Annotated in this window: 8 protein-coding genes; 4 read left to right on the top strand and 4 right to left on the bottom strand. The window is 75.0% G+C overall.

Annotation, left to right across the window (positions count from 1 at the left end; translation table 11 throughout):
• Positions 1-17 precede the first annotated feature (17 nt).
• The 4 genes from GJV82_RS01075 to GJV82_RS01060 all read left to right on the top strand — a co-directional run bounded on the left by GJV82_RS01075 (position 18) and on the right by GJV82_RS01060 (position 7,623).
• The gene (locus GJV82_RS01075; protein WP_318657142.1) at positions 18-1,577 is read left to right on the top strand and encodes a ribonuclease catalytic domain-containing protein; all 1,560 of its coding nucleotides are present in this window, start codon (positions 18-20) and stop codon (positions 1,575-1,577) included.
• A 9-nt stretch (positions 1,578-1,586) separates the two neighbouring features.
• Complete coding sequence (locus tag GJV82_RS01070; protein ID WP_024839022.1) at positions 1,587-1,958, top strand: sterol carrier family protein; 372 nt, start codon at positions 1,587-1,589, stop codon at positions 1,956-1,958.
• Positions 1,959-2,252: 294 nt separating this feature from the next.
• A complete protein-coding gene (locus GJV82_RS01065) occupies positions 2,253-7,022 on the top strand; it encodes an ExeM/NucH family extracellular endonuclease (RefSeq protein WP_404812906.1) in 4,770 nt (1,589 codons plus the stop codon).
• 145 nt (positions 7,023-7,167) lie between these two features.
• The gene (locus GJV82_RS01060; RefSeq protein ID WP_143314170.1) at positions 7,168-7,623 is read left to right on the top strand and encodes a hypothetical protein; all 456 of its coding nucleotides are present in this window, start codon (positions 7,168-7,170) and stop codon (positions 7,621-7,623) included.
• Positions 7,624-7,662: 39 nt separating this feature from the next.
• On the opposite strand, the gene GJV82_RS01055 is transcribed toward GJV82_RS01060, so the two are convergent.
• The 4 genes from GJV82_RS01055 to cysT are packed head-to-tail and all read right to left on the bottom strand — an operon-like array spanning position 7,663 to position 11,784.
• Entirely contained in the window at positions 7,663-8,988 is a 1,326-nt protein-coding gene (locus GJV82_RS01055) for a hypothetical protein (RefSeq protein ID WP_155097943.1), read from the bottom strand.
• 36 nt (positions 8,989-9,024) lie between these two features.
• Positions 9,025-10,044, bottom strand: coding sequence for a sulfate/molybdate ABC transporter ATP-binding protein (locus tag GJV82_RS01050; protein ID WP_155097942.1), 1,020 nt, complete (start codon positions 10,042-10,044; stop codon positions 9,025-9,027).
• The gene (locus tag GJV82_RS01045) at positions 10,041-10,904 is read right to left on the bottom strand and encodes a sulfate ABC transporter permease (protein WP_024839017.1); all 864 of its coding nucleotides are present in this window, start codon (positions 10,902-10,904) and stop codon (positions 10,041-10,043) included. The genes GJV82_RS01050 and GJV82_RS01045 overlap by 4 nt, the downstream gene beginning before the upstream one ends.
• Entirely contained in the window at positions 10,897-11,784 is an 888-nt protein-coding gene (cysT, locus tag GJV82_RS01040; RefSeq protein WP_024839016.1) for a sulfate ABC transporter permease subunit CysT, read from the bottom strand. Before cysT ends, GJV82_RS01045 begins: the two co-directional genes overlap by 8 nt.

The raw sequence follows: 11,784 nt of genomic DNA, 5'->3' as shown, positions 1-11,784 counted from the left end.
TCGGTAGGGTCGGGCTCGTGCCCACGCGTCAGCTGCGCCTCGTGCGACCTGCCGAGACCCCCGCCCCGAGCCCCGCCGTCGCGATCGCCGAGGCGCTGGACGCGCTGCGGCGCGAGATGGAGGTCCCCGAGGACTTCCGCGCCGACGTGCTCGCCGAGGCCGAGGCCGCCGTGCGCGCGGACCGCGCGGTCGTCGGGGACGGGCGTGTCGACCTGCGGGACGTCCCGTTCGTGACGATCGACCCGCCCGGGTCGATGGACCTCGACCAGGCGCTCCACCTCGAGCGGGCGGCGCACGACCCCGGCGCGCCCGAGGGCGCGGCGTACGTCGTGCACTACGCGATCGCCGACGTGGGCGCGTTCGTCGAGCCCGGCGGGGCGATCGACGCCGAGGTGCACGTGCGCGGCACGACGCTCTACGCACCGGACGCGCGCACCCCGCTGCACCCGCCCGTGCTCTCGGAGGGCGCGGCGAGCCTCCTGCCGGACGAGGACCGCCCGGCGGCGGCGTGGCGCGTCGTCCTCGACGCCCGCGGCGAGATCCTCGACGCGACGGTGCGCCGCGCGGTGGTGCGCTCCACGGCCCGGCTGACCTACGACGAGGCGCAGGCGCGGGTCGACGCCGGCGACCCCGCCGACGCGCTGCTCCTGCTCCGCGAGGTCGGCGAGCTGCGGCTCGCGCTCGAGCGCGACCGCGGCGGCGTGTCGCTCGAGGTCCCGGAGCAGGAGATCGTCGCGCACGACGACGGCACGTTCGGGCTCGAGTTCCGCTCCACGCTGCCCGCGGAGGCGTGGAACGCCCAGATCTCGCTCCTCACCGGGATCGCCGCGGCGCGCCTCATGCGCGCGGGCGGGGTCGGCGTCTTCCGCGCGCTGCCCGATGCCGACCCGCGCGACCTCGCGCGCCTGCGCCGCACGGCCCGCGCCCTCGGCATCGACTGGCCGCGCGAGACGTCGTACGCGGAGCTCGTGCCGACGCTCGACTCGGGCGTCCCGCGGCACGCCGCGTTCCTCAACGAGGCGACGTCGCTCTTCCGCGGCGCGTCGTACGAGGCGTTCGGCGGGACGGGCCAGGAGCCGGGCGTGCCCGACGACGCGGCGCACGCCGCGATCGGCGCCGAGTACGCGCACGTCACCGCGCCGCTGCGCCGGCTCGTGGACCGCTACGGCACCGAGGTGTGCCTCGCGCTGTGCGCGGGCGAGCAGGTGCCGCGATGGGTGCTCGACGCGCTGCCGGGGCTGCCGCGCACGATGGCCCGGACGGGCCAGCGCGCGGGCTCGTACGAGCGCGCGATCGTCGACGTCGTGGAGGCGGCGCTCCTCGCGGGGCGTGAGGGTGAGGAGTTCGACGGCGTCGTCGTCGACGTCGAGGACGACCGCGAGCGTGCCCGGCGCGTCGAGCGCGAGGGCGGGGACGCGGGTGCCGTGCAGCGCGGCCAGGTGGTGCTGACCGACCCCGCGGTCCGGGCCCCGGTCGAGGGCGTGGACCTGCCGCTGGGCGACCCGGTCCGTGCGACGCTGAGCGAGGCGTCGGTGCCGGGGCGCCGGGTGCTCTTCACGGTCGGCGGCCGGTCGTAGCCTGTCCCCGTGAGCGCTCGACGACGTACCGACCCGGCCGCCGGCCGCCTCGCCCTCGCCGCGTGGCGCGAGGACCGGGCGGACCGCAAGGCCGTCACGACGGCGGTCCGGTTCACACTGGAGGAGCTCGCGGACGTCGCGCCGGGGCACGCCGTCGAGGTGCGCGTCCCGCCGGCGGGCGCCGTCCAGGCGGTCGAGGGTCCGCGCCACACGCGCGGGACGCCCCCGAACGTCGTGGAGACGGACCCCCAGACGTGGCTGGCCCTGGTGACGGGGGCGCTCGCGTGGGCCGACGCCGTCGCGGACGGCCGCGTCCAGGCGTCGGGCGAGCGCTCCGACCTGTCCTGGCTGCTCCCGCTGCAGGCCGCGCGGCCGCGCTGACGGACCCGCGCGCGACGGTGCCGCGCGTGCGTGTTACTGGTCCGTAACGTTCTCGCCGCCAGGTCTGGCGGACCGGGGTACGGAGGGCTAGCGTCCGTGGATGACCGGCCGCCGCTCGCGCGGACGCCCGCGGCACGACGACGTGCGGCGACGTTCTCGTGGCGGTGACACGGCAGCAACCGCCCGTTCACCGACGTGCGGTGCGATGTCCCGCGGAGGCAGGGCGTCGCGCCGTCCGGTGCGTGGACGAGCGCGGCTGCTGCCCGGCCGTCCGCACGAGATGAAGGAGTCAGCGTGACCGACCACCAGCACCTGCGGCGACGGAGGGTGGTGGCGAGCACGTTGACCGTGGCGCTCGCCGTGCCCTTCTCCGTCGCGGCCGCCACCGCCGCGAGCGCGGCTCCCGACGGGTCGGGCCTCGTCATCAACGAGGCCTACCTGAGCGGTGGCAGCGCGAACGCCCCCTACACCCACAAGTTCGTCGAGCTGTACAACCCCACGCAGTCGGCGATCGACCTCTCCGGCATGTCCCTGCAGTACCGCTCGGCGACGGGCACCGGAGCCTTCACGGGCGTCACCCCGCTCAGCGGCACGGTCGCCCCCGGCGGCTACTTCCTCGTGCAGGGCGGGTCCAACGGGTCGAACGGGGCGGCGCTGCCGACGCCCGACGCGACGGGCAGCCTCAACCCCTCGGGCACGACGGGCACGATCGCGCTCGTGAGCTCCACCACGGCGGTCACGCTCCCGGCGGGGGACGCCGCCGGCGCGGCGAACGTCGTCGACCTCGTCGGGTACGGGACCTCGAACACGTTCGAGACCGCGGTGGGCCCCGCGCCGTCCGGCAACACGGTGCCCGCCTCGATCAACCGGACCGGGTTCGCGGACACGGACGACAACAGCAAGGACTTCTCCCTCTCGAGCACCGTCACGCCCCAGAACAGCGGGCAGGGCGGGGGCCCCGGCCCGGAGCCGGGCGAGGTCGTGCCGATCGCGGAGATCCAGGGCACGGGCGCGACGAGCCCGTTCGTGGGCCAGACGGTGACGACGCGCGGCGTCGTGACCGCGACGTACCCCACCGGCGGCTACGACGGCTTCTACCTCCAGACCGAGGGCACGGGCGGCGACCTCGACGCCTCGCACACGGCGTCGGACGCGATCTTCGTCTACTCCCAGGCCGGCGCGGCCGCCGTGGAGATCGGCGACCACGTCGAGGTGACGGGCGCCGTCTCCGAGTACTTCACGCTGACGCAGATCACGCCCGCCGCGGGCGGGTGGACGGTCCTCGACGAGCCCGCCGAGGAGGTCAAGCCGGCGAACGTCGCGTTCCCCGCGACCGACGCGGCGCGCGAGGTGCTCGAGGGGATGCTCGTGGCACCCGCGGGCGAGTACGTGATCGCGGACAACTACGACACGAACTACTACGGGTCGTTCCTCCTCGCGGCCGGGACGGAACCGTTCCTCCAGCCGACGTCGGCCGGGCGGCCGGGCAGCGCCGAGGCCGCCGCGGCGGTCGCGGACCGCGCGGCCCGCGGCGTCATGCTCGACGACGGCGCGACGACGAACTTCAACAACGCCGCCAACAAGGGCATCCCGCTCCCGTACCTGACGGGCGGGGCCCCGGCGCGCGTCGGCGCGGGCGTGGACTTCACGACGCCCGTGATCCTCGACTACCGGTACGACGCGTGGACGTTCCAGCCGCTCACCCACCTCACCGCGGGTGACTCGGGCAACGCGGCCTCCGTGCAGCCGGCGACGTTCGAGAACACGCGCGAGGACGCGCCCGTCGAGGTCGGCGGCGACCTCTCCGTCGCGACGTTCAACGTGCTCAACTACTTCACGACGACGGGTGACCAGCTCACGGGCTGCACGTACTACACCGACCGTGCGGGCAACCCGATCACGGTCAACCGCGGCTGCGACGCGCGCGGCGCGGCGAACGCCGAGAACCTCGAGCGCCAGGAGACGAAGATCGTCGCGGCGATCGACGCGCTCGACGCCGACGTGGTGGCGCTCATGGAGATCGAGAACTCGACGCCGTTCGGCAAGGACCGCGACCAGGCGCTCTCCGACCTGGTCGACGCGCTCAACGAGGCGGCGGGCGCCGACGAGTGGGCCTTCGTGCCCTCGCCGTCCGCGCTGCCCGACGACGAGGACGTCATCCGTCTCGCGTACATCTACCAGGTCGACGCGGCGGAGCCGGTCGGCGAGTCGCAGATCCTGCTCGACGACCCGGCGTTCGTCAACGCGCGCGAGCCGCTCGCGCAGGTGTTCCAGCCGGTCGGCGGCATCACCGAGGGCGACGACGCGGGCACCGACGACGTGCTCGTCGTCGCGAACCACTTCAAGTCGAAGGGCTCCGGCACGGCCGTGCTGCCCGGCGACGAGGACTCGGGCGACGGCCAGGGCGCGTTCAACGCGTCGCGCGTCGCGCAGGCGACGGCCCTCGTGGGCTTCGCGGAGGACGTCGCCGCGGACGCGGGCACGGACAAGGTCCTGCTCGCGGGCGACTTCAACTCCTACTCGCAGGAGGACCCGCTGGAGGTCCTCAAGGACGCCGGGTACGTCGACCTGGGCGACACCACGGGCGAGCAGACCTACCTGTTCGACGGGTACGTCGGGTCGCTCGACCACGTGTTCGCCTCGCCGGCCGCGGCCGCGGCCGTGACGGGCACCGACGTGTGGAACATCAACTCGGTCGAGCCCATCGCGAACGAGTACAGCCGGTACAACTACAACGCGTCGATCCTCTACGACACGACGCCGTTCCGGTCGTCCGACCACGACCCGGTCCTCGTGGGCCTCGACCTCGCCGGCGGCACCGAGCCGGGCGAGACGCAGCTCGACCTGCTGGCGATCAACGACTTCCACGGCCGCATCGACGCCAACACCGTGAAGTTCGCGGGCACGATCGAGGAGCTGCGCGCGGCGAACCCGGACGGGACGGCCTTCGTCTCGGCGGGCGACAACATCGGCGCGTCGCTGTTCGCGTCGGCGCTCCAGGAGGACCAGCCGACGATCGACGTGCTCAACGCGCTCGACCTCGAGGCGTCGGCCGTCGGGAACCACGAGTTCGACCAGGGCTTCGCGGACCTCACGGGCCGCGTGACCGACGAGGCGAACTGGGCCTACCTCGGCGCGAACGTCTACGACAAGGGCACGACGAACCCGGCGCTGCCGGAGTACCAGGTGGTCGAGGTCGGCGGTCTCGACGTCGGCTTCGTCGGCGTCGTCACCGAGGAGACCCCGACGCTCGTCACGCCGTCGGGCATCGCGGACCTCGACTTCGGGGACCCGGTCGAGGCGCTCAACCGCGTCACCGACCAGCTCCTGGACGGCGACCCGGCGAACGGCGAGGCGGACCTCGTCGTGGGCCTCGTCCACGAGGGCGCGTCCGCGGGCACGCCCGACGGCGCGACGCTCGAGGAGGAGGTCGCCGCGGGCGGCGCCTTCGCGGACATCGTCACCGAGACCGACGCGCGCGTCGCGGCGATCTTCACGGGTCACACGCACAAGCAGTACGCGTGGGACGCGCCCGTCCCGGGCGTGCCGGGCAAGACCCGGCCGATCGTCCAGACCGGCAACTACGGCGAGTTCGTCGGCCACGTGTCGCTCACCGTGGACACCGCGACCCACGAGGTCACGGCGTACACGGCGCAGAACGTCGCGCGCACGACGACGGACGACGCGACGCTCGTCGCGACGTACCCGCGCGTCGCGGAGGTCAAGACGATCGTCGACGCCGCGCTCGCCGAGGCCGAGATCATCGGTGCGCAGCCCGTCGGCTCGGTCACGGCCGACATCACGACGGCGTACGCGGGCGGGTCGTACACGGGCCCGGGCGGCACGTACGTGGGCTCCGGCCCCCTGCCGAGCACCGGCCGTGACGACCGTGCGTCCGAGTCGACCCTCGGCAACCTCGTCGCCGACTCGCTCCTCGCCACGCTCGCCGACCCGGCGCGCGGCGGTGCGGACATCGGCGTCGTCAACCCGGGCGGGCTCCGCAACGAGCTCTTCTTCGACGGCGACGGCGTCATCACGTACGCCGAGGCCAACGCGGTCCTGCCGTTCGTCAACAACCTGTGGACCGTGACCCTCACGGGCGCGCAGGTCGTCGAGATGCTCGAGCAGCAGTGGCAGACGGACGAGGACGGCGAGCGCCCGACCCGCCCGTACCTCGCCCTGGGCCTCTCGGACAACGTGTCGTGGACGGCCTCGACGGCCGACCCGAACGCGACGCCGGGGGACAACGTCTCGTCGGTGACGATCAACGGCGAGCCGATCGACCTCGACGCCGAGTACCGCGTCGCGACGTTCTCGTTCCTCGCGACCGGCGGCGACAACTTCCGCGTGTTCACCGAGGGCACGGACCCGCGCGACTCCGGTCTGGTCGACCGCGACGCGTGGATCGCGTACCTGCAGACGAGCTCGCCGGTGTCGCCGTCGTTCGACCGCTCGCGCGTGGTCGTCGACGAGCTGCCCGGCACCGTCACCGCGGGGTCGGACATGACCGTCGAGCTCTCGGCGCTCGACCTCACGTCCCTCGGCTCGCCGCGCAACACGTCCGTCGACGGCTACCTCGTGCCGGCGGACGGCGAGTTCGACCCGGCCGACCCGGGCAACCCGGCGGGCACCGCGACGGTGACCGCGGGTGCCGCGACGCTCACGGTGCCCGTCCCGGCCGACGCCGCGGCGGGCGAGTACGACCTCTGGGTGGTCGCGGAGCCGAGCGGCACGACCGCCCGGATCCCGGTCACGGTCGAGGCCGGCGCGGCCGAGGGCGCGGTGCTGACCGACGTGGTCGTGAGCCCGCGCTGCATGGCGGGCAAGGTCTATCTCGCGGTCAAGGCGGTCAACGGGGACGACGTCCCGGTCGACGTCGTGCTCAGCACGCCGTACGGGGAGCGGACCTTCACGGGCGTCGCCCCCGGTGCGGCGGCGTACCAGTCCTTCGCGTCGCGCGCGACGTCCGTCCCGGCGGGCTCGGTGACCGTCACCGGGTCGTTCGCGGACGGCACCGGGGTGCGCGAGTACCCGGTCGCGTTCGACGCGTTCTCGTGCGGGTGATCCCGCGCTGATCACGAGGAGGTGAGACCGCGGCCCGGGTTCCGTCCGACGGACCCGGGCCGCGGTGCGTCCGGGGCTCCTCCCGCACGGCCCGCACCACGGCACCCGGGCGGGGTCCCCGGCTTCCCCGGGTAGGGTCGTGGTCGTGAGCCCCGAGCAGTCCTCCGCGCCCGACGGCGCGGCACCCGACCCCTCCGCAGCCCCTGACGCGGGCGCGCCCGACGCGGTGCCCGCGCAGCCCACCGCCGCCGACGCCGCCCGGGCAGAGGCGGACGAGACGCCGACCGACGGGGCGTCGGACGACGCGACCACGGCTGCCGGCGGCACGGCCGGCGAGGTCGAGATCGAGAGCGTCGTGGACCCGACGACGGTGCGCCGTGCGCCGCGCTACCGCGCGTTCTTCACGGTGGGCGTCGTGCTCGGCACCGTGCTCGGGCTCGGCCTCGGCGGCGCGTGGCTCCAGTCGCCGGCCGCGGAGCCGGTCTTCAAGCCCGGTGTCTACTTCACGGTCATCGTCGTCACGTGCGCCGCGCTCGGCGCGGGGGTCGCGGGCGTATGGGCCGTCGTCGCGGACCGGCGCAGCCTGCGTGGGCGGCGCTGACCCGACCCCCCTCCGGGCGCCGGCGGCGGTGACGCGCCGTCAGCCCGTCGCGTCGCCGACGTGCCACTGCGCTCGCACGCGGGCACGACGCCACGCCGAGCGGCCCACGTCGTCGACGAGCACGGCGGCGGCCGCGACCGCGGCCACGAGGAGGACCACGCCGACCGGTCCGTAGGGCACGCCCGGGGCCACGAGCGCGACGCCGTCGCCCCGCACGCCGGCGAGCACGGACGGGGCGACGAGCCCGGTCACGGCGAGGACCCCGATCGCGACCGCCGCGCCCCCGTACCACGGGGACAGCAGCTCCTGGACGACGTCGTCGACGGGCGGCGGACCCGGGTCGGGGGAGCGCAGGCGCGCGAGCGCCTCCCGGCGCTGCCGGGCCCGCCGCCGGGTCGGCAGGACGAACCACAGCGCCCCGGCGAGCAGCGCCGCGCCCAGGAGCGCGCCGCCGGTGCCCACGAGCACGTCGATCGCCGTCTCGCCCACGGGCCCGTAGTGCGCGTCGGGTCCGCGCCGGCGCGGGTGCCGCATCGTCACGCCGACGAGGAAGAGCACGAACCCCACGCCGCCCGCGACGCCGAGCGCGGTCGTCACGCGGTCGCGGCGTCGCACGGACGAACCGCTCCGGACCTCGCGACCGGCTTCCGTCGCCAGGGCGGTCCGGGGGAGCGCGGCACGACGGCGGCGCTCGGCGGCCTCGGCGGCGCGCACCTCGTTCGGCCCCCAGGCCGAGCGCACCGCGTCGCGCGCCGCGGTCCAGCGCGCGCGCAGCGCCCGGAGCGCGACGAGACCGACGACCGCCGCGGCGCCGACCACGGCGGAGACGACGACCGTGGGTGCGCGCTCGGCGTCGTCGGGGCCCATCGCGAGGGGCGCGACGACGCCGCCCGCGACGACCGCGACGGCGAGGACGGTCCAGGCCAGCCCCGCGAGCGCGGCCGGAGGGTTCGAGCCCGCCACGCGCCGCCGGAGCGGCAGCGGCGGGACGTCGGTGCGCGGGCGGTCCGCGGCGGTGAGCGCGCTCGCGACGGCGAGGGTCGTGGCCGCGCGCAGCGGCACGACGGCCAGCGCGGCGACGAGCAGCGTCAGGACCCACCAGCCGATCGTCGTGCGCACGGCCTCGTCGGCCTCGTGCTCCCACGACGGCAGGACCTCCGCCCCGACGAGCGCGGCCCCGAGGAGGAGCAGGAACCCGACGACGGCGCCCGCGAGGAGCGCCCCGCTCGCGGTCGCGAGCCCGTCGCACACCGCCAGGCGCGTGCCGGGCACGAGCTCGACGAAGCGGTAGGCGTCGCGCTCGCGCCGGTGCCGCGCTCGGCCGTCGCGGTCGCGGGACGGGCGGTCGGCGCGCGGGGGAGGCACCGGGGCAGGATAGGCGAGCGCGACGTCGCCCGAGGGTCAGGCCGGGGCGGCCGCCGCGACGGGCTCGGCCGCGGGGGCCGTCGGCGCGCCCTGGGCAGGCGCGAGCCGCACGGCCACGCCCGCCGCGAGCCCGAGCGTGCGCGCCTCCGCGCGGGTCACGACGACGGACACGACCTCGTCGCCCGCGCTCACCTCGGCGCGCACCTCGAAGCCGACGCGCGTCGTGCGCGTCACGACCCCGGTCACGGGGCCACCCGGACGGGACGAGGCGTCGTCGGAGGCCGGGACGCTGGCCAGCACCTCGACGTGCACGTCGTGCGGGCGCACGAGGACGCCGCCGAGCCGCGTGACCGGGCCGAGGAAACCCATGACGAAGTCGTTCGCGGGACGGTCGTAGAGGTCGTCGGGCGTGCCGACCTGCTCGATGCGACCCTCGTTGACGACGACGATCTCGTCCGCGACCTCGAGCGCCTCCTCCTGGTCGTGCGTGACGAAGACGGTCGTCACGGGGATCTCGTCGTGCAGGCGGCGCAGCCAGTCGCGCAGCTCCTTGCGGACCTTGGCGTCGAGCGCGCCGAACGGCTCGTCGAGCAGCAGCACGCTCGGGCGGATCGCGAGGGCGCGCGCGAGCGCCATGCGCTGGCGCTGGCCGCCCGAGAGCTGGGACGGCAGCCGGTGGGCGAAGCTCTCGAGGTGCACGAGCCGCAGGAGCTCGTCCACGCGCTCGGCGATCTCGGCCTTCGGCGTGCGCCGGATCTCGAGGCCGAACGCGACGTTGCGCGCGACGCTCAGGTGCTTGAACGCCGCGTAGTGCTGGAACACGAAGCCCACGTTGCGGCGTCGTGCGGGCAGGTTCGTCGCGTCACGACCCTCGATCTCGATCGCGCCGGAGTCGGGCACCTCGAGCCCGGCGACGACGCGCAGGAGCGTCGACTTGCCGCCCCCGCTCGGGCCGAGCAGCGCCGTGAGGCGGCCGGTCGGGACGGACACGGAGACGTCGTCGAGCGCGACGAAGTCGCCGAAGGTCTTGCGGACGTTGCGGATCTCGATGCTCATGCGTCGACCTCCGAGGGGGTGGCGGGGCGGGTGGCAGGACGGGCCGGGCGGCGGGCCGGGGCGGCGTCGTCGGACCGCAGGAGGGTGACCGCGACGATGCACGCGACGGACACGGACGCGAGGAGGAACGCGACGGCGTACGCCGTGCCCTGCTCGAAGTCCTGGTAGCGCTGCTCGACGAGGAGCGTCGAGGTCTGGGTGCGGCCCTCGAAGTTGCCGGACACCACCTTGACGGCGCCGAACTCGCCGAGCGCCCGCGCGAGGGTGAGGACGACGCCGTACACGACGGCCCACTTGATCGCCGGCAGGGTGATGCGCCGGAAGGTCTGGAACCGGCTCGCGCCGAGGCTCGTCGCCGCGAGCTCCTCGTCGGTGCCGAGCTCGGTGAGGACGGGCACGATCTCGCGGATCACGAGCGGCAGGCACACGAACGCCGTCGCGAGCACGATGCCCGGCGGGGCGAAGATCACCCGGAACCCGGCCTCCTCGAGCGCGCCGCCGAACCAGCCGTTCTTCCCGTAGACGAGGACGAGCGCGAGCCCGACGACGATCGGGGAGACGGACAGCGGGAGGTCGAGCAGGGCATTGAGGAGCGCCTTGCCCGGGAAGTCGTAGCGCACGACGAGCAACGAGATCCCGACGCCGAACACGGTGCTGAGGAGCACGACCTGCACCGCGACCGCCGCGGTGAGCTGGAGCGCGAACAGGACCGAGGGGTCGGCGAACGCACGCTGGAACGTCTCGAGGCCGTCCGCGAACGCGTTCTTCGCCACGAGCGAGACGGGCCAGCCGACGAGCAGCACGAGGTAGACGACCACGACGGCGCGCAGCGTGCGGCGCACCCAGGGAGAGCTATCCACGGCGGGCCACCTTTCGCTGGAGGAGCTGGATCGTCGCGATGACGAGCAGGGACACGAGCAGGAGCACCGACGCGACGGCCGCGGCCTGCTCGGGCTGGCCGTTCTCCAGGTAGCTGAGGATGCGGACCGAGCCGACCTCGGTGCGCATCGGGAGGTTGCCCGAGAGCAGCACGAGCGCGCCGTACTCGCTGATCGCGCGCGCGAACGAGAGGGCCGCACCCGCCGTGATCGCGGGCGCGAGCGCGGGCAGGACCACGCGGCGGAACGTCGTGAAGCGGGTCGCGCCGAGGGACGCCGCCGCCTCCTCGACGTCGCGGTCGAGCTCGGCCAGCACCGGCTGGACGCTGCGGACCACGAACGGCAGCGTGACGAAGCAGAACGCGAGGAAGACGGCGGCGCGCGTGTTCGCCACGTCGATCCCGAGCGGACCCGACGGCCCGTACAGCGCGAGCAGCACGAGGCCCGCGACGATCGTCGGCAGGGCGAACGGGATGTCGATGAGGACCTCGAGGAGACGCTTGCCGGGGAAGCGGTCGCGCACGAGCACCCACGCGACGAGCGTGCCCATGACGACGTTCACGGCCGTCACGGCGAGCGCCTGCGTCACGGTGAGGGTCAGGGCGGCTGCGGTCTGGGGCTGCGTGACCGCGGCGACGAACGCGGGCCACCCGCCGGCCGACGTCTCGACGAGCACCGCGAGGAGCGGGACGAGTGCGAGCGCGGAGAACCACAGGAGCGCCACGCCGAGCCCGAGCCCGGAGGTCGCGGTGAGGCGGTAGGGGCCGTTCGGCGTCCGGCGTCGGCGGCGGGCGGGCGCGGCCGGGGCCGGGCCGCGCTCGCGCGCGGTCCGGCCCGGTCGCTCAGCGAGGGTCGGGGACAC

The organism is Cellulosimicrobium composti (assembly GCF_009711085.1).
Classification (GTDB): Bacteria; Actinomycetota; Actinomycetes; order Actinomycetales; family Cellulomonadaceae; genus Cellulosimicrobium; species Cellulosimicrobium composti.
This window is presented reverse-complemented; position numbering and strand designations above follow the sequence as displayed.

Bases quoted from the DNA above. Each gene is read 5' to 3' on its own strand.
- GJV82_RS01050 (WP_155097942.1), bottom strand. From the start codon at position 10,044: ATGAGCATCGAGATCCGCAACGTCCGCAAGACCTTCGGCGACTTCGTC.